This window comes from Ruminiclostridium sufflavum DSM 19573, from assembly GCF_003208175.1.
Classification (GTDB): domain Bacteria; phylum Bacillota; class Clostridia; order Acetivibrionales; family DSM-1351; genus Ruminiclostridium; species Ruminiclostridium sufflavum.
Map to the genome: position 1 here is coordinate 36,566 of NZ_QKMR01000004.1, position 22,278 is coordinate 58,843.

Genomic DNA, 22,278 nt, shown 5'->3' on the forward strand with positions numbered 1-22,278 from the left:
ATATGTTAAATTATCCTTTTGCCTTGGTAAATTGAATTTACTTTTTGGTATTCATAAAATAATTTTTAAGAAGGATAAAAAAATGTGGTTTAACGAATTTCTTTCAAAATACAAATCAGGTATTTCTCATGAATTTTTATTTTATTTTAATGTTAAAGATATGATTGACAATACCAGAAATTTCTTCAGATATATAGATGATGAATTTATAAAACAGAGGAATTTTGGTATTGTTGCTTTTTATGATATATCAAGAGGTCTTACTTTTCTTGAGCCTTCAATGGAGCGTGAATTTATAAAGATTGCCGGAAATGAGACGGCAGGTTTATTTCATTCTCTCCCGTCGAGGATATTTCCCTTTATAGACATGGTTTTAAGAAATACAAAAATGGCTCTGTTTGTTGATCATGCCGAAAAGATTGTACCGGCAGGAGATATTGGGAGTATGACGCTTGAAGAAAGAATGGCACTTATCTGGCTGAGCGAATGGTCGGTTAATGCTAGAATTTCTGCTGTAGGAAGCACAATTTTTATGCTTGCGGACAATTTAGCCGGAATCAGTCATGAATTTTTAAAGCCTGCATATAGAATTGAACCTGTATTAATTGAACTGCCAAACGAAAATGACAGAAAAAGCTTTATTGAATATCTGCTGCAGGACAAAACAATAAAATCAGAGATATCCGTTGATGAATTTGCAAAGCTTTCATCGGGATTAAACCGAAAAAGCATAAAGGATATTAAATTAAAAGCAGAGGCGGAAGGAGTACCCATAAGTGTTGAATTCATAAAGGAAAAGAAGCATGATGTGCTCAAGAAGGAGTATGGGGATGTTCTGGATTTTATATATCCTGAAATAGATTTTGAAAATTTGGGCGGCATGGAAGCAGCAAAAGCATACTTAACCAAAAATATAATTGAGCCCATACGAAGAGGTGACTCAAGAAGGGTTCCGATGGGAATACTATTATGTGGACCGTCGGGTACAGGCAAAACTCTGTTGGTTGAGGCTCTGGCTAAAGCAAGCGGTTTTAACTGCGTTAAAATAGATATGTCAAGAATTTTAGGACAGTATGTGGGAGAAAGTGAGAAAAACTTTAAGAAATGCTTATTAGGGGCACAATCCCAAGCGCCGGTAATTGTTTTTGTAGATGAGATAGATACAGCATTCAGAAGAGGTGATTCCGGGGACAGCGGTGTGAGCAGAAATATATTCAGTGAATTTTTGCAGTTTACCAGTAATACAAATAATAGAGGAAAAATTATTTTTATTGCGGCAACAAACAGACCTGATCTTATTGACTCGGCGCTGAAAAGAGCCGGAAGATTTGATAAGAAGATTCCGATTCTTCTGCCGGAGCCTGAGGAGCGTGCAGAGATCTTCAGGATAATAATTAAGAAATATGGAATACAAACCAATATACAGGATTTTCTTCCTGCTGCAAAGCTGGCGGATAATTATACGGGTGCAGAGATTGACACCGTAGTAAGAAAGGCTTATGAAATAGCCTGTAACAAAAAAGAGAATAATCCTGTTATAACCGGACCTGTTCTTAAGGAAGCCCTTAAAAAATGCAGGCCAAGTACTCAGGATGTAGAATATATGACAGAATTGGCAATTGCGGAATGCGATGATATTGACTTGCTGCCGAAGAGATACTGGAATGTATTTGAAAAGCATTAAAATAACCAGAAATGCATGTTTTTATCATTTTATTATTTACTTTATATGATTTTTATTATAAATTAATTGTATAGGGCTTATTATAATATATTAGGACATTATTCAATAGCATTTAAATATTTTAAGGAGGTAGTACAATGGGTTTATTTAGCAGGCTTGGACATATGGTCAGAGGATTTTTCGGGCTGTTTGTCGGTAATATGGAAGAGAGAAATCCAGAGGCCTTGTTTGAGGATATAAAAAACCAGATTGATAAGGCTAGAAGAGAGGCAGAGCAGCAAATAATTGAAATCCAGACAAGTGCTGAAATGATTAAAATAGAGATGAAAACAGCTGAGAAGAACTTAAATGCTATCAAGGCAAGAGTTGAGTCTGCTCAGAGAGCTGGAGACAAGGAGCTTTTGGTTGAGCTTTTAGTGCAGGAGGAGGAATATCAGACTGTTTTTGAGACTCATAAGGCTACCTATGAAAATGCTATGGTTCAGGTAGAAAAGATACGTGAGGACTACAAAATATTTGAGTCTGAAATGAGTGCAAAGTTAAACGAGCTTAAGACCTTGAAATCACAGGCCAAAATGGCAAATTTACGTGAAAATATAAATTCTGTTAATTCTCAATATACCTCCAAAAACAGCCGCGTCGGCAGTGTGAATGATAATCTTGACAGAGCTCGTGAAATTGTCAATAAAAAGACCGCAAGAGCAAATGCAGTGGAATCTCTAAATCAGGATAATATGGATATGAAGCTTAAAAGGCTTGACATGAATTCTGCAAGAGACAGAGCCAAAGCGAGAGCTGAGGCTATGCTAGGCGGAGATAACGGTGGCTTTGAGGTTAAGGAAAAATCAGAAAATAAAATTTCAAATTGATTTATAATTGCATAAGGTAAAAGAATATGAGAAGCAATATCAGGAAAGCAAAGGTTTCAGATTTGTCAAGGATTACCGAGATATATAATTGGGCAGTTGAGAATACAACTGCCTCATTTGATATTAACTCTCAAACTTTAGAGCAGAGAGCAGAATGGTTTGAAAAACATGATGAGAGGCATCCGTTAATAGTTTATGAGATTGAAGGTAAGGTTGCGGGGTATGCCAGCTTATCTGAATATAGAAGCAAGGAAGCATACAATATCACATGTGAATTGTCCGTATATGTCGACCCTGAGTATCATAAGCTCGGAATTGGCAAGGAGCTTATGGGTGAGGTAATAGAGCTGGGTAAGAATACAGGCTTTCATATAATAATTTCTTGTATCTGCGCCGACAATGATATCAGTATTAAAATGCATGAGCAGTTTGGTTTTAAACTTTGCGGGCATATGAAGGAAATAGCTTTTAAGTTTGATAAATATCTGGATTGTTTATTTTATCAGCTTTTTGTTTGAAAATATGGTAAAATAAAGGTAGGTAGAGGAAAAATATGAGTGGAAATTTGTTTTTTAATGCTATTTTTAGATTTAGAAATTTTGCGACATTATTAGGATGGTGTGCAGTTGTCTATTTGTTGAGCGGCTGGAGTGAGACACAGGGCTTCCTGAGCTATAACAACATAGCTGTTTCATCGTTAATAACAGGTGCATATGGGTTAGGAGCAGTGACATACCTTGGTATGGTTATTCAAAGTATGTTCAGCAGTGCTTTCAAGGAAGAAATTCAGAAAAAAGAGAAAAAAAAGGAGCTCAATAATTTAAATCGTCAATGCTGCAGATTGGCAGCTCAGGCAAGAGGGGCGGCAACACCTATTCAAAGACAGAAGATCAGAAAGATTATGCAGGACAAGGATGATATTTTAAATTCCCTTAAAAGAGGAGATGAACGAAGCTACTTAAAAGAGAAAATTGTGGAGAAAAGTTTAAACCTTGTTATTTCGTACATTAAACTCATGACAAATTATTCTATAAGGATAAAGGAATTATCTGAAATAAATACTAATGATTTAATGAATAAGATAAACGCTAATAGAAGAAAATTAAGCTTTTTAAAAGATGAGAGAATGGCAGATGATATAAGAAGTATCATTGAAATGGACGAAAGCGCTATTCAAAGAGTGAAGGAAGAAAGAAATGAACTGGATAGAATAAATGCTCGCTTGGATTATATAGAGAGCATGCTGGGTATGTTTAAGCACCAGATTATTTCAAGTATAGAATCGGAAGAAATGGTTGAGAAACTCGAGACAGCGGTAAACGAAGCGACAGCACTCGATAGTGTATTACAAGAGCGTAGAAAAAATCAGATAAGATTGCACTAGTATGGCAATAAAAATATTTGAATATCAGCATTTGTAGCTTCAACACAATTGAGGGGGCATAACATGGAAAATACCATTATTTATTCTTCTCCGTATATAGAAATAACTAAAAGCGGCGATGGCTTTTACATACAATCGTTTAAAAAGGGGTTAGGTGTTGGAGAATTTAATAATATATTGTATTCTCTTCCTGAGATTCAGGTGTCTAACTTTGTTGTAATTAAAGAGGCTCTGGTTTTTGCGCCCCAAGAGCCGCGGAGATTTGGTTCGGTCAAGGAAAAGATAAAGGTAGAAGTATCAGGAGATAAATTAAAGGCTTATGTTACTATTTTTGCGGACAAGTGTGAATTAGCCGGACCTGAGATTATAAGAAAGATAGTAGAGAAATTGAACGAAAAGGGTATTGTCTATGGTATAAAAAAGGATGCTCTTTTAAATCTGGTTCCCAATCAACCAATACTGATGGCTGAAGGATTGCTCCCGGTGCCGGGTATGGATTCTTTAAACAAACTTTATCAGCTTAGGGAAGTTAAGCCTGAGATAAAAGAAGACGGCAATGTTGATCATTACGAGCTGAGTTTAATAAATATGGTTAAGGAAGGCGACTGGTTAGGCGAAAGGGTTGCCGCCAATGAAGGCAAGGAAGGAAGAAATGTCTTTGGAGATACCTTAAAGGCAATGCCGGGTAAGAATTATCCTCTTTTATACGATAAAAGTTCGGTCAGAGAGGTTTCTGAGGGAAATAAAACGGTTCTGTATGCTAAAAGAAGCGGAGCCGTATTTTTTCAGGGAGAAAGCATAGGAGTATCCAATCATCTTGAAATAAAGGAAAATGTCGGTGTGAAAACCGGAAATGTGAACTTTGACGGCTATATTACCGTTAAAGGTACAGTCGAGGATAATTTTTCTATTGCATCTACAAAGGATATCGAAATTCTCAGTGAATATGGAGTAGGCAATGTAAAGGAAATTAAAAGCCATGAGGGCAATATATACATAAAAGGCGGAATTGTAGGAAAAGGCAAGACAGTTATAAGGTGTAAGAAAAATTTATACATAAAGTATGTGGCGGATGCTGACATATATTGTGATGAAAGTGTTCATGTGGGCTTCTATTGCTTGAATAGTAATATCACAGCAAAAGAGGTGATTCTGGATTCAATGAAAGGGCAGATAATGGGAGGATCCATTAATGCCGAGGTCAGAGTTGTTACGGCTATAGTCGGTTCAGCCAGTGAAAAGAGAACTATAATAAAGGTAAAGGGCTTTGACAGAAGCAGCTATAAAGATAGACTGGATGAGATATCTCAAAATATAGAGGATATTAAAGCGGAAATAAACAAGTACAAGCAGCAGATGTCTATTTTCTCAAATACCTTTGATTCACGGCAGAACAGGAAGGCTGAATATGATAAATTAACATCCCGTTATAATGAACTAAAAACTGTTCTTCTGGATTATGAGGATAGCAAAAAAAAGATGATTAGCTACCTTAAAACTAAAGGGGAAGGAGAAATTTCAATTCTTAAAAGAGCATTCCCCAATTCTATGCTCGAAATTAAAGGAATTCAAAAGGAAATTCAAAAGCCGGTAATTAGAGTAAGTTATTATTATAATGAAGGAACAATCAAGGAAATGTAATAACATTTTAGAGATTAACTACTTGACTAATTGGAGGTAATTTACATGGATTATGATTCTATATTAAAGAGAATAGAAAAAGAAAAAAAGGATGAAGCTTTATCTGCAAAATTGTATAGATATACAGGACTTGTGCAGGCAATAGAATTTTTTTCTCAAAGGTTGGTTTTTGACCAGATAGTAGATGCAGCTTTTGACTTTATTAATGAGCTGCTGCTGGTAAAAAAATCAGCTATATATATTCTTGAAAATCATACTTATGTGCCGAAAAAGGTTAAGGGCTTTTCGACAAGATTAGATAATATAGAGCTCTCTATTGAGTTAAATGATCTCGCTACATATTATGGAAATATACTTTATGAAAGAGAAAATCTTATAAAGTTTTTAAAGCCTGAATTTATTGATTCCCTTGAAATAAATGCTGTAGTTCCATTAATAATTGAAGACAGCCTTTATGGAATTATTTTATTTCAAAATAATAATAACAGCTTCGGAGAAGACGACTATATTATTTCAGAATCTCTCATGAGACTGATTAATACTGCATTAGAGAATTTCAACAGATATGAAAAACTAGCAAGGATAAATACCGAGCTGGATGAGAAGATTTTCAATCTATTTGCAATAAATCAATCCTCAAAGGTTTTGCTTAGTGATTTGAGGATTGATTCACTGTATGACATAGCTGTTGACGTTTTTTCAGAGCTGACTCACAGTAAAATTACAGGCTTTATTCTTTTTGATGAGAGAAGAGACAGGTATACTTTAAAGAGCTTTAAGGACATATTTTATAAGGTTAAGAATGTTACCATACGGCTTTTGTTAAAAGGGTCCTGTAAGGTGAATCCTAATAAGATAATAATTAATCTTAAAAACAAGCAGGATTGTGAGTATTTTAACAGCTTGTTTGAGGAGGACAGCGTTATAGCTGATGCTCAGCTTGAACAGCTTGAGGCTATGTATGTTGTTCTGTTGCTTAAAAACCGTCAGATTCTTGGGTTTGTCACATTAAGTGAAACTGTTACAGGCAGTGAGTATGGCGATGGCATTTTTGAGCTGATAGAAAGCTTGGCGGCATCTACGTATACTGCTATTTCAAATGCAAAATTATTTGAGATGGTTAATGAACAAAAGGCTTTAATTCAAAGAAAATTGGACAAGCTTATATCCTTGAATTATTTAACAAGAAATATCAGCAGCTCAATTAGGATAGAAACCTTACAGGAAATAGCGACTAAAACATTGCAGGTTTCTTTCAATGTCAACAAGGGTGCATTTTGTATATATAAAAAGGAGACAAATGAATTTGAGTTTTCAAATACTATAAATATTGAGGGCTGCAAGGGCAAAAATGTAAAGCCTAATCAAAAGTGGAAGCGCATTTTTGAAGGAGATTGTGTCTATGCCCTTGGGCAATCAACGGTTGCAGAATATTTGGGTGAGGAATTTATTGAAGACATTGGAGAGGTTCAGGGGGTATTAATAATTCCTATATATCTGGATATGATGGAAACAGATGTTTTGGGAGCAATAATAATATTCGGCTATACAGATGTTCAGCTTGATAATGAAGAAAATATGCTGATAATTGATACTATAGCAGGGAATATAGCACCGGTATTGAATAATCTTCTGATAATCCAGATGCAGCAGAGATTTACACTTCCGAACTACATTGAGCTGTTTAAGAGAGATTTGAAGGACGAGGTAAATGCTGCCTTGGACTATGGTATAGAGTTGTCTGTAATACAGGCGGAGGATCAAAGGGAATTCTTGTTTAAAGGAAATTCAGCTGTTGAGGGTTTGAAGGAAAATTTTAAAAAGGTCTATCCCTTTTCATATAATAATATTTTCATTATTGAGAATAGTGTTGATGAGGTTGAAATTATGGGTAAAATAAAAGAATGCACAAAGTTTGATAATATGAAAATAAAAATAATGAAGCTGGGGGCAGAATTTAAGAATTTTGCAGAATTTTTTGAACTTTACAGATAATAAACAGATAAGACTTTTTAGCAGCAAAAAAGGCTAAGCCTCTGCCGATATAAATCCGGATGTGGCTTAGTTTTATTTATACAAAGCATATCAGCTATTTATAGGCTTAAATACAATAAAGCGGGTAAGCATTAATTTAAATTAGTACTATTTTTATTTTAGGCGGTGGCTTTTTGAAATTATTAGTAGGAACTGATATTATTGAGATAGATAGAGTTAAAGCGGCTATAGAAAAAAGTAAGAGCGGACGCTTTTTGGAAAGGGTATTTACTGAGGATGAAATAAATTACTGTGAGTCCAGAAATACAGCAAGATATGAAAGCTATGCAGCCAGATTTGCAGGCAAGGAGGCTGTGTCAAAGGCCTTTGGCACAGGAATCTGTTCCAAGGCAGCTTTAAATGAGATTGAGATATTGAATGATAGCCTTGGGAAGCCCTTTGTTGCATTATATGGAGGTACAAGGAAGTATTTTAATGAGATAGGAGCACCGGAAATTTCGATTTCCCTTTCTCATTGTAAGGAGTATGCCGTTGCATACGTATCAATTTTAGTTGAGAAAGGTAGTTTAAAGTGAGGCAGGTATCGTTTATTCATATGTCTGATTTGCATCTTGATATGCCTTTTACATCATTAGGGGATACAGATAAGGCAAATATCAGAAAAAAAGAGCTGTTCGACTGCTTGAAAAGCATTGCTGAAAGGATTATGGCTCAAAATATAGATTTATTAATAATAGGCGGAGATTTTTTTGAAGATAAATGGGTAAAAGGAGCTACAATTTCAGCGGTTAAAAACCTGTTTTCAGAGCTTTACAGAACGGAGATAATTATATGCCCGGGAAACCACGACCCTTTAAATGAAAAGTCATACTATAAAGCTTTTGAATGGGGGAGCAATGTCCATATTCTTGAAGATTCCCGGCAGGTATTATATTTGGAAAAATATAATACCTGTATTTATAACATGGGAACCGGAGGAAATGTAAAAAATGATTATCCGGTTATTCTTGACAAGAAGCTATCTGATGAAAAATTTAATTTTCTTGTTTTTCATGGTACTGTTGATATGCCTTTTGAAGAAAATAACTATAATTCTATTACATCAAAGGAAATATTATCATTAGGGATGGATTATGTGGCATTAGGGCATATGCATTGCTATTTTGTTGTTCAAAATGAAAAAACAATAATGATTAATCCTGGAAGCCCCCAACCGCTTGGGTTCGACGAAGAGGGACGCCACGGATATATACAGGGAAAAATAGTGGCTTCAGATGAAAATACCAAGCATGCTGAGACAGAATTTATATCAGCTGCAAGCAGATATTATCACAAGCTCGAGGTAAATATCAGTGAGTGTATCAGTGATAAAGCTGTTATTGACAGGATACTTGCAGAAATAACAGCTGAGGATTTATACAGTGTTTCGCTAAAGGGGTTTATTTCTGAAGAATATTGCATGGATATTAAAAATATAGCAGAAGCACTTTATAAAAGCTGCTTTTTTATAAAATTTAAAAATCTGACAGCTATCCAGTTTAACTATGAAAGATATCTTGAGGATCCCGGAATTAAAGGGGAGTTTGTCCGGCGAATAATGGATATGCAGAAATCGGAGACTACGGACGAAGAACGTGAAACGTTATTTATGGCTTTACAGTATGGCCTTCAGGCATTAGAAAACGGAAGGGTAGATTAATGAAAATCAGCAGAATTTACGTTAGGGGATTTGGAAAAATAGAGGATTTCGATATGCCCTTTTCAGATGGCTTGAATGTCATATACGGCCCTAATGAAAGCGGTAAATCAACTATGATGGTATTCATTAAAGCAATGCTTTATGGGGTGAAGGGCGGAAGAGCAAGTAAGGAGGGTGCATTGAATGAAGCTAAACGTTATAAACCTTGGAGCAAGGCAGACTATGGCGGATATATCAATTTTGAGCTTGATAACGGAAAAAGCTACAGAATAGACAGAGATTTCGATAAAGGAGATTTTACGCTGTATGATCAATCATTCAATGATATTACAAATATTTATGCGGATAATAAATCTGGGAATGGTGCTGCAGAAAAGCTGATTGGTTTAAATGAAGGTCTTTTTGAGAGAACAGTATATGTAAGGCAGTCTGGCATAAGACTGGATACCTCTGGATCAAAGGATTTGATAGACAGAATATCAAATATAAGAGAAAGCGGCTCGGAGGACATATCCTATCAAAAGGCTGAGGAAGCATTGAAGGAGGCATTAAAACAGCAAGTAGGCACTGACAGAAGCTATACAAGACCTCTGGACATTATAAATAAACGTCTTGAGGAGCTGAATGAGGGCAGATTATTAATTCAGGAAAAAAATAGAAGTATTCTTGAAGCGGCTGCAAAAAAAGAAGAAATAGAGCTGCAGATTAAAAGGCTTTCAGCCAAGGCAGAGCTTTTTACAGGATTATTAGAGTTTTGTGAAGCTAAAGAAAAATTAAAGCTTTGCAAGGATAAAAAAGAAGAAGTTACATTTTTAAATGAGAGAATTAAGCATTCACAGGCTGAAATCAGCTCATTAGAGGGGAGTAAGGCTCTGCTGGAGCAAAATATAGCAGAGAATATAAGTCAGACAGCTTCTCTTAATGGAACTGATGGTAATAGCAGTCTAAATAATGTGGCGAGCTTTGAAGCGATGAGGGACAGGATAAAGAAATTGAAAGCTTTATGCAAGGTTTCCGGTATCTGCGGGAAGGTATCAATTATTACAGCTGCAATAATGGGAGGCTTGTTTTTTGCCGGTATATATACTTCACATATTGAGCAAGGCTACAATAAAGTACCTGAATGGATTCTTTCATTAGTTAAGTTTTTTCAGACTTATTTATCAGAAGTATTTATATCAATTTTGGCAATAATAGGTTTGATTTTTATACTCTCCGGTTTCTTTTTGAGAAAGACTTTGGAAACATTGGAAAACCAGCAAAGCCAGGCTTATGAGAGGAAAGAAAAAGGCGGACGAGAGCTTGATAATGTCAAAAGAATGGATTACATACTTAGACAGCAGTTGGACAGCCTAAATAACAGGATTATAACTGAAAAAAATCAGTATGAACAGTTGTCTGAAAGACTCAAGAGCAGCAGAAGCAATTATAATCAGGCAGACAGTATGGCATTGGAAAGTGAAATTGACAGGCTTTCCGATAGAATTGTAATTCTGAAGGACATTGTCTTCGGAGATTTGACATGCTCTGAAAAAGAAGTATACGAGAAGGTATTTGAAAACAGCAGTAATAATGAGTATATGAAGCTATCCGAAATAAAAGAATTTCTAATGGCTCAGCTCCAAAGAAAGACAATAGAAAAAGCAACTGTTGAAGCCGGGTTAAAAAAGACTGAAGCTATTCAGGATAAAGAGCTCCTTGAGAATGAAATTTCCAAATTAACGAAGCAGAAGGTATGCCTGCAACAAAGAGGGGCTGCTTTGAATATTGCTATTAAAGTTCTTGAAGAGTCTTCAAAGCATGTACAAAATAGGTATATACCCGTTATGAATAAGGTTTTCAAGGACACCTTTGCTGAACTGACTGCAAGCAAGTATTCTGACATCAGAGCAGGAGAAGGCTTAAAAATTATGGTAAGCAATCCTAAGACTGAAATGGTTGTTCCTGCTGCCGTTCTAAGCAGCGGAACTATAGACCAGATATATCTGGCTCTCAGAATTGCAATATCTGAGAGTGTTTTGAAAATAAATGAAAGTATGCCGTTTATTATAGATGAGCCTTTTTCACAATACGATGATGTCAGAACAGATAATGCACTTAAATGTATTTATGAAATCAGCAAAAGGCAACAGATAGTTATATTTACTTGCAAGCAGAGAGAGGTTGAATTAATCAGCGGTAAGTATCCATGTAAAATACAAGTATTGAAATAATTCGGGTTTGTAAATATTGTATTCAAATTTTTGTGCCGATATCAGGCGTGGAGGTCAGTTAGTTTGAAAAAGAGAACTTTAATGATAAAAAACATATGCATATTTTTGGTTATAATTATTACAGCTCTGTGTGGCTGTGGAAAAAGAGAAATTCCTATAACTTCAAATGAGCAGCTTCTCAGCGGAATAACGCCTGAGAGCGCAGCGGTGATAACAGAGGCTGTTGTGGATGTGTTTGACAAGCCGGATATTTTGAGTACAAGAATAACACAAGTCCTGTATAATCAAGTAGTGTCAGTTTCAAAAGAAGAGGACTCCTGGACTGGCATAAAATTATTGGACGGTACTTCAGGCTGGGTAAAAAGCAAGTATATAAGCAGAGATACAGATAGTGTTACTGATGGGAGTATAAAAAATAAAATTGTTGTAACGGCAAAGCTTGCTGATATCTATTCAGGAGCGAATAATAATGCAAAGTACAAAAAAATAGTACTGGGTACCGAATTATACTCCTTCGCCACGTCAAAGACGGGTTATGATATTTTGCTTCCGGAGAATAAAAAGGGATGGATAGATGAGGGCGGAGTAATTGCCATACCTATAAGTGATAATGTAATTCCTAAAACTACAAATGCTGAATTTGTTCAGACTATAAAAAAGTTTAATGGAACGATATTTGTTTTGGGCGGTACCAGCGGTTGGGGATTGGATTCTGCCGGGCTTGTATATATTTGCAGTAAGATTAACGGGGTAGATTTGCCAAGATCAGCGGCAGATATGAAAAAGATGGGAACTGCTGTCAAGGAGGAGGAAACAGAGGTGGGAGATTTGATATTTTTCAGCTCCGATAGTCTTAAAAAGGATGTTAATGACGTAGGTGTATATATCGGAGATAATGAATTTACACATTCAAGTACCTCTAAAGGAGTGGTTACCGATTCACTTGAGGATAACTATTTCAGAGGCAGAATATGTGGGATAAGAAGAATATTTTAAATATATTAACACTTTTAATAATCACTCAAGGCAATTCTGCTGAAGGCCCTCGCAAAAACGGGATATAGTTTTTCAGCTGATAGTAATTGACTTAGAATTAGTAATGGCTCCTTTCAGAGTTTCAGCCAACTAATTCTAAGTAATTAGCTTTTCTAATAATGCGGCGATGTCATCTGCTGAGTTTGGTTTACCTAGGCACTTTGAGTTTTGCCTCATTGCATTCAAGGTGACAGGGTCATTGGCGACACGAGCCAGTACTTCTATCAGCTGGTCAGAGCTATCGACCCTGCTTGCAACTCCGCTTCTTATTAAAAAGCTGGCATTACCCTCCTCCTGACCGGGGATCGGAGATATTATAAAAATTGGCAGACCCTTTACCAGAGCTTCTGAAACAGTCATTCCTCCGGGTTTTGTTATTAACAAGTCAGAAATGTCCATAAGCTCATGTATCCTGTCTGTATAGCTTAAAATTAAAACTTTTTTATTGCTGTCCTTAGCAGTATGTTCCAAATGGTGTTTTAATTTTTTATTGGTACCTGTCACTGCTATTATTTGTATATCAAGATCACATTTGAGAAGTGAGCCTATTGTATTTTCTATATTTCCGAAGCCCATTCCTCCTCCCATAACTAAAACAGTGAATTTTTCATCCAGACCTAATTCGCCGAGTAAGAATTTTTTGTTGGCTTGGGTCTGAAATTTAGGTGAGACAGGTATTCCATAAGGGAAAATAATATTACTTGGAATTCCTCTATTAATCATTTCTGTTTTCATCATGTCATTAGCGACAATAAAAGCATCAATACCGCTGTCCAGCCAAAGGGAATGAACGACATAGTCAGTTAGTATTGCTATTGCCGGTATGTCAAGCTGCTTTTTCTCTTTAAGAGAGGATAGCATCTGCATTGGGAACGGATGTGTGCATACTATGGCAGAAGGCTCATAAGCTTTTATGAGACTTTTGAGCCGGTATGATAAAAGCTTGTTAAAGGCCTTACTGATATCATAAATGCCGGTGCCGGTGCCCGATGCGGTATAAAGCTTGCTATACAGCCCCGGACTTCTTTTTAACGTACCAAGATAGCTGTTGACTACTATTTTGTCAACAATAGGATTTATATACTTTAATGTATCTAAAACATCAACCGACCATCCGGTAAATTGGTTTTCAATAGATTCCTTCAAAGCTTCAGCAGCCTTCATATGTCCGGTACCAACAGAAACATATAGTACTAGTAACTTCATAGTGGATCTCCGCTCTATATATTTTAGGTTAGTTATTCAATATAGATTTTTGACATTATGCTTAAAAATAATACGTAAATAGAATAAATATAGAATCAATGAAAGGAATAACCATATTAACTCAATTTAATATATAACGAATATTTTAACTATTATTAACTAAAAATAACATTACTTAAATTTTAGTGATTTTGGAAGGAGGCACAAGATTGAAAAAGCTTGTTAGAATAATAGCATTTTGCTTAACTTTATTTCTAAGCTTAACATTTTTAGGAGAAGGCCGGCAGTACTTTACAAGCATAGCTCCGTCTCTCAAAATGGGAGATAAGGGGCAGGAGGTAAAGGATATGCAGCAGGAATTAAAAAACTGGGGCTATTATAATGGAAATATCAACGGAATATTTGATTCAAATACGTTTGCTTCAGTATTAAGGTATCAGAAAACATATGGGCTTGACGCAAACGGAGTAGCGGATGAGAACACCCTTCTTACAATGGGTCTGGGGCATATTATTGAAACAGGACAAGCATATGCTGCTGCAAAGCAGACTTCCGATGTACAGCTCCTTGCCAGAGCCATAAACGGGGAAGCAAGAGGTGAGCCCTTCGAAGGGCAGGTTGCAGTCGGAGCGGTAATATTGAACAGAGTAAAGAGTTCAAAGTTTCCCAAAACGATAGCCGGCGTTATATATCAGCCGGGGGCCTTTACTGCGGTATCGGACGGACAGATAGATGTAGCGATTGATCCTAAATCAACAGTGGTGAAGGCGGCAAGAGACGCACTTGCCGGATGGGATCCTACAGAGGGCTGTTTATATTATTGGAATCCGGCTACGGCTACCAGTAAGTGGATATGGTCGAGAAAGGTTCACCTTAAAATAGGAAAGCATTGGTTTGGAATATAAAAATGGAGGTGATTTAGTTGGATCAGGAAGAATACAGAAGAAATTTAAATAGCTTTAGTGATAAACAGGATAGAAAAAGAGGCTCGTGGACGGGAGCGATTGCCATAATTGCCCTATTGGCTCTATTTGGAGTCGGAACATGGGGCTATTACCAGAATAAGCAATTAACAGCTTTAAAAATACAAACAGAAAATCAGTATAATAGGGCGTTCATGGATTTAACAAATTATGTGGATGATCTGGAGGTTTTACTGGCGAAATCCTTGATTACTTCTACGCCCAAAAGTACATCTGCAATGCTTGAAGATGTATGGAGACAGGCAAACCTTGCTCAGGAAAATATGGGACAATTGCCGGTTTCACCGCCTATTCTTGAGAAGACCTCTAATTATTTGACTCAAGTTGGAGACATGGCATATGCCCTGAATACAAAAACCTTGAACGGGACATCGCTTAGTGATGAAGAATATCAAAATCTTAGTAAGTTGCATGGGTATGCGGTGTCCTTGCAAAAAAGCCTGCATGGAATTGAGAATCAAATAAATGCAGGTAAAATGAGCTGGGAAAAAGCAAAAACAAATGCTGAGAAATCAGTGAGTGTGGCAAAGACCAATGATCCGCAATCAAGCGCGATTGAAAATATTGATAAAAATTTTCAGGAATATCCCTCCCTTATTTATGATGGGCCTTACTCTGATCATATGCTTAAAGAAAAGCCTTTAGGACTCAAGAGCAATAAGGTCAGTGCAGAGGAAGCCAAGAAGCTTGCAAAAAAGTTTGTTGGGGAGGATAAGGTGCAGGAAATAAAACAACTGGACAGTAATGATGTGGGAAAAATAAAAACCTTCCGATTCAGTGTATTATATAAAGATTCAACTGATGAACAAAGTGCTGAGGTTGATATAACACAGCAGGGCGGACAGGTATATTGGATGCTGAGGAACAGGGATTTTGGAAAGGATACTCTGACAATGGAAGAAGCCAAGAAGAAAGCCTCGGCTTTTTTGAGCAAGAATGGCTTTAAAAATATGAAGGATACGTATTATCAGAAAACAGACGGGACAGCAGTAATATGCTATGCGTATACCCAGGATAACGCCATTGTGTACCCTGATTTGGTAAAGGTGAAGATAGCTCTGGATAACGGTGAAATAGTCGGAATAGAATCAAAGGGCTACCTTTACAACCACAGAACCAGAGAAATACCGGCGGCAAAGCTTACAATAGAGCAGGCAAGAAAACAAATTAATAATAAGCTGAAAATAATAAGCCAAGGAAAAGCGATTATTCCCACAGATTTCAAAACAGAAAAGTATTGCTATGAATTCCTGGGAGATATGGATGACCGGCATTTTATCATATATATAAATGCCGTAACAGGAGCAGAAGAGGATGTATTGCTGCTTATTGAAGATGACAGCGGTACTTTGACGATGTAAAGCTTTAAAAAATAATTAAATAAAACCTATAGCAATAAATTTCCCCGAAATAGCTCAGTATGCTTTGAATGGACTATTTCGGGGTTTTATATATAAGTTTATATAGACAAATGACGATTTCTGGGGTAATTTAAATATAAGCATTTAAATCTGCTTTGTGGCTGGTTTTTGATGAGGCATCGCTGTTCTAAAAAAGTTTATACAAGGGAAAAGACTTTACCGGATGTAAACAGGCAAATGGAAGCTTAAATACATTGGTTTTGCATAAGAAACTGATATGATTACTTTTAAATTATACGGGTAAAATATATATAAAGATAGTGCTGATTTCTAGCAGAGGAGAGGAGAGTTTGTTTTGTTCAGATTAATTAAAACAGCCGATAGCTTAAAGGACAACAATAAAAATGACCAAAGTGATGAATTAACATATGCATCAATGCGTAAGCTTGCTTTTACTTTTACACCGGATGATATGGGTATAAAAATGGGGAATGATTATCAGGTTTTTGGTGCAGTTGTGGATATGGGAGTCGATAAGGGAAAAACTGCAACGATGATTTGTTTTATAGACGGAACAGCCAGTCTTTATTTTTCAAATGGTGGAGGTATTATCGGCGCAGGTCAGCATGAAGCTGTAAAAAAGGCTGTTTCAACCTTTTTGGAAAGCTGTTTTCAAGCATTGCCTGCTATGAAGAAGATTGACAATATTGATACCCTGCCCGAAGAAAATAATCATACTTTTTATTTATTCACCAGGGCAGGTATTTTTTCAATTAATATAGATATTCAGAATGTAGATAAAAGCAAAGAATATAAATTATTATTTTCACAATCGCAATTAGTTTTAAATGAGATGAGAAAAGTCAGCAAAAAAAATAACTAGAATTAGTTTTAAACTGAATCCGGTTTTCTGTGAAGGCACATAAAATTACATAGAATGGAGAGCGGGTAATGACTAATAGTCTAAGAGAAAATCTGCTGGTTCTGAAAGATGATGAATTGAGGAAGATTATCTATGTAGAGTATGCTGAATATGAACAGGATGCAATTAATAGAGCGAGAGAAGAGCTTTACGGCAGGGAAAGCGGACGGCTATGGGAGAGCAGCGGTATTATTTTTAAGGACTTGTTTGAATGTGCTGACTCGGAAGAGATAATAAACAGCTTCTTGCAGCTGTTTCCGGAGGGAAAGGATACCATTGATGGTTATCGGGATATAATAGAGCTTCTTATAAATGCAAAAGCTGAAAATACAAGCAGTATCAGTATCGTAATAGATGATCAAAGTAAGAGCTTTGCTAACAAGAACTGCAATGTATACGGAAGTGAGGATGCCACCCATGAGAGGCTTTGTATGGATTACTTCTATCCAAAGGAGTGGCTGGAATTTAGGGTTAAGAAGGAGCAGCTTCAGAAATTCGGAATTGAAACGTATATTGCGTATTGCCTTAGAGCAATGACCGCAATGGGATTTACTGAAGATGAAATTAAAGAAAAATTTTATTTTTTAGAAAAGCAGGATAGTATTAAGAATCTTCAGACCTTATATCCAAATATAAAGGAGGATAAAAGTAATATTTTTATATTGTATGGATTTCCGAAGATAAAGCAGTATATCAATAATGAAGAGGATTTTAACAACTATCCCGAGGCATCTCAAATCAAGCCTGTGGTACGTTACCTGGCAAGAGCTGTGGATTTTGGGATATGGACGACTCTCTTATTTTTTTTATGGGCTTCAATATCTCCTGCCACATATACATATGCTTTTTCCAATATATTAACTAATATTCTTGCCAGAGTATTTTTATACGTTCCGTGGCTCTTTGCGGAGGCCTTATTATTATCAAAAGTCGGCTACACTCTTGGTAAATGGCTCTTGAAGATTAAGGTAACTGGCAAAAGCGGTGAAAAGCCGGAATATGGCAAGGCATTAAGAAGAGCAGCCGGAGTATTTGTATATGGCTGCGGGATGCAGCTTCCATATGTATGTACGATAGCATATGTTTTTTCGTATAATAAGCTGATGAAGGACGGAATAATGAAATGGGACAGAGATGGAGGCACGGCAGTTTATCATGGCGAGTACTCAACCTTTAGAGGAATTATTGCCGTTATTGTTTTTTTATTACCTGCATTGATTTCTTATAGGGTTTAATATAATGATGGTTCTGTCCTGTCTTTAATATGGTAAAGGGTGGATAAATGAAATCACTACCAAACGCAATATCACTTAGCAGAATATTGCTTTCAATTTTTTTGTTTTTTACGGAGCCTCTATCTGCTAATTTTTATATAATATATATTATATGCGGCCTGAGTGATGTTACAGACGGTTATATTGCCAGAAAAACAGGAACCCTCAGCAGACTTGGAGAGAAGCTGGATACCCTTGCGGATATGATTATGGCTGTCACGTTATTAATAATTCTTTATCCTGTAATAAAGCCTGAAAGTGAAATGATGTACTGGATTATAGTAATTGCTGCTGTCAGAGTTGCATCAATACTGGCGGCATTTGTGAGATATAAGGAGCTTTCAGGACTTCATACTTACGGAAATAAAATTACAGGAATTGTTTTGTTTATTTTTCCTGTTTTACTTTCCTTTATTAATGCAAGGGTATTGATTTATTCAGGCTGTATTATCGCAAGCATATCGGCACTTGAAGAATTTATTATTCAAATGATTTCAAAAGAGCTAAAGCCGAACATCAGAGGGCTGTTTGACGAAATAGGCTATATACGCAGGGAAAAATGAAAGGGGATTTTTATGGCAAAGGATAATATTAAACCGGGTAGATTTCTTTATGCTGTCTCGGGCTTGCTTTTTGTTGCCGGTATTATTTTATTAACCGCTGTATTGATGACAGGAGTTAATTCAAGTGTTGACAGAATCAATAATAAGGTCGTTGTACCGGGTGCCGGAGTTGTTGAATTGAAAGAGCCCGGCGATTACAGCATATATTTTGAGCACAGAAGTGTTCTTGACGGCAGGACATATAATACAGACAATATAAATGGATTGGTCTGCAAATTAAAGAATGCAGAGACAGGAGAATACATAAATCTGGAGAATCCAACGATTAACTCAAGATATTCGGTGAATGGAAGAGAAGGAAGAAGCTTATTTCAATTTTCTATAGAAAAAGCCGGCAAATATGAGCTGGATGCACGATATGAATCGGGAGAAGGTGAAGAAGCCGTATTGGCTATAGGAAAAGGGTTCGGCATGTCATTGCTGAAAACCATGCTTACCGGTTTTGGAACTTTGATTATAACAATAGGAGGAGCTATTGTAATTTTTGTGGTCACATTGAAGAAAAGAGGAGAAAACAGGAATAGAAATTAAGTCTTTTGATACATATTTGAGGAATATTAGGAGCATGTGGGGGCAGAAGGACCTTTGGTTTTCTGCTCCTTAAAAATTGCAGAGACTAATATAAGTTATCTGAATGTTGGCATATTATTCAAATTTCCGGCACCGGAGCTGTTAGGGTCGGCACTGAGATACTCTCCGCCGTTTTTACCTCTGACAACATTAAAGCCATCAATAGCACCGTTTTTTGCCATTAGTATTGCAAAATTCAAGGGACAAACACGACCGCTTTCAAACATTACATCAGTAACTGAACCTTGCCCATTCTTTTTGACCTTTACAATTCTGTTTTCATTATTCATAAGGGCACCCCCTTTCCAGACTGTTTTATTAAAATGTCTATTGCCCCTAATATTCCCGCCTTAAATGAAAAAGGCAAATATTAATAATAAAGTCAATGACTATCAGGCTTAACCATAGCAATTGACCTAGTTATTATTTTCAATGCCTTTTAGTATTAAACTCCCAATTTATTCAAGCAACTATTGTTAAAATAAAATTTACATATAATTTTTCGCAGCTTTCTAATGTATAAATTCCAATTTAATTTATGAAGGTGGATAACTAATTTAGAAAATTAATAAAGTAATTGTATTTACAGAATATGAATAGTAATATAAGAGATATCAAAGCTAAGGTTTTGGCATAATAATAACATACTAACAGCGCAGGAGGATTATTTGTGAAAAATATTGAGGAACAGTCCGCAGCCGTTCAAGTTGAAAGAAAGGATAAGTATCCCGGTTCTTTGGCGGCGGGTATTTTGTTCTCCCTGACAACTATTTTTTTGACATATGGGGGTATATTTCTGCCCTTTAAAAATGATTATCTCAGAAGTGGCTTCGGTGAGGTGCTTTTTATATTAGCTCCTGTTTTGATATTATTGTTTTTTGGAAGGTATAATATAAAGGATACTCTAAAGCTTAGGAAAATAAAGCCTATAAATTATCTGATAATTCCTGTACTAATGGTTACTGCTTTACCTATTGTGGCAGTATTGAATGCAATTGCATTAGGACTCATAAGACTGGTATTCGGTAAAAATCTTCCGATTGATAAGATTTCAGTACCCGACGTACCTACACTTTTTATTGCGATATTAGTTGTAGGAATATCTGCCGCTGTTTGTGAGGAAATCATGTTCAGAGGCTTGATAAGCAAGGGCTATGAAAGATATGGAGTTATAGCTTCATTGGCTGTAACATCAGTTCTGTTCGGCATATTGCACAGGGATATTCAAAAAGGTGTCAGCACTATACTTTTAGGAGCACTAATAGGATTTATTGTCTATAGAACTAATAGCATATATGCAGGTATGATTGCCCATTTCTCCAATAACACAATAGCAGTAATGATGGTATTCTCATCTTCAAGCGCTATGGAGGAAATGGAGCTTGATCAGCTCCAGATTGATTTTTCCAGTATTCCCATATTTTCATGGGTGATTATAATTGTCTTTTATCTGATGATGTTTTTAGGCTGTGTTGCCGTATTTACAGCTTTAATATATGCCTTTTGCAGAGTTAATAAGACTTGTAATAAAGAAATTAAGGGAGAAATCAGTCAGGACTTTTACGGTGCTTCCTCTGATGCAGAAGAAAGCAAAGAAAATGCGGCGGCAGGTTCAAAGGATATAAGGAAGTTCAGCCTGATAAATTTGATAGCCTTACTTCCGGGATTGCTTCTGATTATTTTCACCTTTGTGGGGCAATTTTTAAGCTTAATGAATATAAAAAGTGGAATACTGTATGATACGTTAAAAGCTTTATGGCTTATATGGCCTGACTAGAAGGGTCCGGATTTTTGACTATAAATTTTCACTTCTGATATCCCTGCCGGCCAGAACCAATCTGTCAAAATACCCCATGATTCTGGAGGTAATACGTTCAGTATATAATTCATACAGCTTTTTAGGTCCCATATTTGTAGATATAATAGTTTTGCAGGCAGAAACAGAGTCTCTTGACTGGCGGGTGTTGAGAATATTTAAAAGCTCCGCATATCTGGCATCACTGAGAGTTTCTGTACCGAGGTCATCGATAACGAGTAATTCAACAGAAAATATGCTTTTGTATCGATCATCATCAAAATTAACTTCCTTATAAGCCTTCATTTTATATTCGTTAATGATATCAAAAAGTGCAGGTGCAGTCAGATAAAGCACAGTCCTTCCCTGATTAATCAGCTCTCTTGCAATACAAAATGACAGAAAGGTCTTTCCTACCCCTGTACGGCCGCTGAAAAACAGATTTTTTTGTTTTGGGGCATCAATATTTTTTGTAAAATTTATGCAGCTTAGCTTTATGTTTTTAATATTTTCTCTGGGAGATACAGCTATTCCGTACTTATTGGGGTTAATTTCATCAGGATACAGCAGTTCATTAAAATTCCGGAAGCACTCATCTCCGGCAGGTGTTATATTTGAGCTGGAAAACAAATGGCTTATTATCTGCTGCTTATAGCAGGAGCAGCGCTTAAACCCGTTTGAGCCGGAGATATAACCCGTATCGGAGCAATTGGCACATTGGTATTGCGGCTTCAGATAGTCAGCATTGATACCATTGTTTTTCAGGAGAACTGTTTTCCTTTCAATAAGAGAGGCCATGCTATTTGCAAGCTCTGACGAAAGGGCAGAGGCATTGCCGTCCGAAGATAAAATAAGCCTGTTATATTTGATGCCTAGTTTATTAATTTGATCATCAATCTCAATAAGCTGCGGTATTTTGGCATACAAGTCCTCCTTACGCTGCCGGGCTGTATCCGCTGCTTGTTTTTGCCTTTTCTCGTATTCTCTCGCTATTAGATTGTGTATATCCCTGTTCATAATAACC

20 protein-coding genes are annotated in these 22,278 nt (G+C 36.4%); 17 read left to right on the forward strand and 3 right to left on the reverse strand.

The genetic code is table 11. From position 1 onward, the window contains the following. Window positions 1–82: 82 nt before the first annotated feature. The 10 genes from LY28_RS04110 (at window position 83) to LY28_RS04155 (ending at window position 12,481) form a co-directional block, all read left to right on the forward strand. On the forward strand, window positions 83–1,684 hold the full coding sequence (locus LY28_RS04110; protein ID WP_110460912.1) for an ATP-binding protein: 1,602 nt from the start codon (window positions 83–85) through the stop codon (window positions 1,682–1,684). Between the two features lie 137 nt (window positions 1,685–1,821). Further along, window positions 1,822–2,553 (forward strand): PspA/IM30 family protein, encoded by a 732-nt coding sequence (locus LY28_RS04115; protein WP_110460913.1) that lies wholly within the window; start codon window positions 1,822–1,824, stop codon window positions 2,551–2,553. Between the two features lie 26 nt (window positions 2,554–2,579). Next, window positions 2,580–3,071: a GNAT family N-acetyltransferase gene (locus LY28_RS04120; protein ID WP_110460914.1), complete on the forward strand. Its 492-nt coding sequence runs from the start codon at window positions 2,580–2,582 to the stop codon at window positions 3,069–3,071. Between the two features lie 35 nt (window positions 3,072–3,106). After that, window positions 3,107–3,937, forward strand: a complete 831-nt coding sequence (locus LY28_RS04125) for a hypothetical protein (protein WP_110460915.1) — start codon at window positions 3,107–3,109, stop codon at window positions 3,935–3,937. A gap of 63 nt (window positions 3,938–4,000) precedes the next feature. After that, window positions 4,001–5,578 carry a DUF342 domain-containing protein gene (locus LY28_RS04130; protein WP_110460916.1) on the forward strand — a complete coding sequence of 526 codons (1,578 nt, stop codon included), beginning with the start codon at window positions 4,001–4,003 and terminating at the stop codon, window positions 5,576–5,578. A gap of 45 nt (window positions 5,579–5,623) precedes the next feature. After that, window positions 5,624–7,573, forward strand: a complete 1,950-nt coding sequence (locus LY28_RS04135) for a GAF domain-containing protein (RefSeq protein WP_110460917.1) — start codon at window positions 5,624–5,626, stop codon at window positions 7,571–7,573. 173 nt (window positions 7,574–7,746) lie between these two features. Further along, window positions 7,747–8,148 (forward strand): holo-ACP synthase, encoded by a 402-nt coding sequence (gene acpS, locus LY28_RS04140; RefSeq protein WP_110460918.1) that lies wholly within the window; start codon window positions 7,747–7,749, stop codon window positions 8,146–8,148. Window positions 8,149–8,168: 20 nt separating this feature from the next. Continuing rightward, the gene (locus LY28_RS04145) at window positions 8,169–9,272 is read left to right on the forward strand and encodes a metallophosphoesterase family protein (RefSeq protein WP_242981144.1); all 1,104 of its coding nucleotides are present in this window, start codon (window positions 8,169–8,171) and stop codon (window positions 9,270–9,272) included. Then, window positions 9,272–11,485, forward strand: a complete 2,214-nt coding sequence (locus LY28_RS04150) for an ATP-binding protein (protein WP_110460920.1) — start codon at window positions 9,272–9,274, stop codon at window positions 11,483–11,485. The genes LY28_RS04145 and LY28_RS04150 overlap by 1 nt, the downstream gene beginning before the upstream one ends. A gap of 63 nt (window positions 11,486–11,548) precedes the next feature. Continuing rightward, the gene (locus LY28_RS04155; RefSeq protein WP_242981145.1) at window positions 11,549–12,481 is read left to right on the forward strand and encodes a C40 family peptidase; all 933 of its coding nucleotides are present in this window, start codon (window positions 11,549–11,551) and stop codon (window positions 12,479–12,481) included. Window positions 12,482–12,616: 135 nt separating this feature from the next. Here LY28_RS04155 and LY28_RS04160 read toward each other — a convergent pair whose 3' ends face one another. Next, a complete protein-coding gene (locus tag LY28_RS04160; RefSeq protein ID WP_110460921.1) occupies window positions 12,617–13,726 on the reverse strand; it encodes an MGDG synthase family glycosyltransferase in 1,110 nt (369 codons plus the stop codon). A gap of 209 nt (window positions 13,727–13,935) precedes the next feature. On the opposite strand from LY28_RS04160, the gene sleB reads away from it, so the two are divergent. The 6 genes from sleB (at window position 13,936) to LY28_RS04190 (ending at window position 19,420) form a co-directional block, all read left to right on the forward strand. Further along, window positions 13,936–14,631, forward strand: a complete 696-nt coding sequence (gene sleB / locus LY28_RS04165; RefSeq protein WP_110460922.1) for a spore cortex-lytic enzyme — start codon at window positions 13,936–13,938, stop codon at window positions 14,629–14,631. 17 nt (window positions 14,632–14,648) lie between these two features. Next, window positions 14,649–16,070 carry a germination protein YpeB gene (gene ypeB / locus LY28_RS04170; RefSeq protein WP_110460923.1) on the forward strand — a complete coding sequence of 474 codons (1,422 nt, stop codon included), beginning with the start codon at window positions 14,649–14,651 and terminating at the stop codon, window positions 16,068–16,070. Window positions 16,071–16,425: 355 nt separating this feature from the next. After that, complete coding sequence (locus LY28_RS04175; protein ID WP_110460924.1) at window positions 16,426–16,953, forward strand: hypothetical protein; 528 nt, start codon at window positions 16,426–16,428, stop codon at window positions 16,951–16,953. 68 nt (window positions 16,954–17,021) lie between these two features. Beyond that, on the forward strand, window positions 17,022–18,227 hold the full coding sequence (locus tag LY28_RS04180) for a DUF6557 family protein (protein ID WP_110460925.1): 1,206 nt from the start codon (window positions 17,022–17,024) through the stop codon (window positions 18,225–18,227). Between the two features lie 47 nt (window positions 18,228–18,274). Next, on the forward strand, window positions 18,275–18,829 hold the full coding sequence (locus LY28_RS04185; RefSeq protein ID WP_110460926.1) for a CDP-alcohol phosphatidyltransferase family protein: 555 nt from the start codon (window positions 18,275–18,277) through the stop codon (window positions 18,827–18,829). Between the two features lie 12 nt (window positions 18,830–18,841). Further along, window positions 18,842–19,420, forward strand: coding sequence for a hypothetical protein (locus tag LY28_RS04190; protein ID WP_110460927.1), 579 nt, complete (start codon window positions 18,842–18,844; stop codon window positions 19,418–19,420). A 95-nt stretch (window positions 19,421–19,515) separates the two neighbouring features. On the opposite strand, the gene LY28_RS04195 is transcribed toward LY28_RS04190, so the two are convergent. Then, on the reverse strand, window positions 19,516–19,749 hold the full coding sequence (locus tag LY28_RS04195; RefSeq protein ID WP_110460928.1) for a DUF3892 domain-containing protein: 234 nt from the start codon (window positions 19,747–19,749) through the stop codon (window positions 19,516–19,518). A gap of 380 nt (window positions 19,750–20,129) precedes the next feature. Between LY28_RS04195 and LY28_RS04200 the strand changes: the two genes are divergently transcribed. After that, window positions 20,130–21,236 carry a type II CAAX endopeptidase family protein gene (locus tag LY28_RS04200; RefSeq protein ID WP_110460929.1) on the forward strand — a complete coding sequence of 369 codons (1,107 nt, stop codon included), beginning with the start codon at window positions 20,130–20,132 and terminating at the stop codon, window positions 21,234–21,236. An 18-nt stretch (window positions 21,237–21,254) separates the two neighbouring features. Here LY28_RS04200 and LY28_RS04205 read toward each other — a convergent pair whose 3' ends face one another. Next, the gene (locus LY28_RS04205; RefSeq protein ID WP_110460930.1) at window positions 21,255–22,271 is read right to left on the reverse strand and encodes an ATP-binding protein; all 1,017 of its coding nucleotides are present in this window, start codon (window positions 22,269–22,271) and stop codon (window positions 21,255–21,257) included. Window positions 22,272–22,278: the final 7 nt, after the last annotated feature.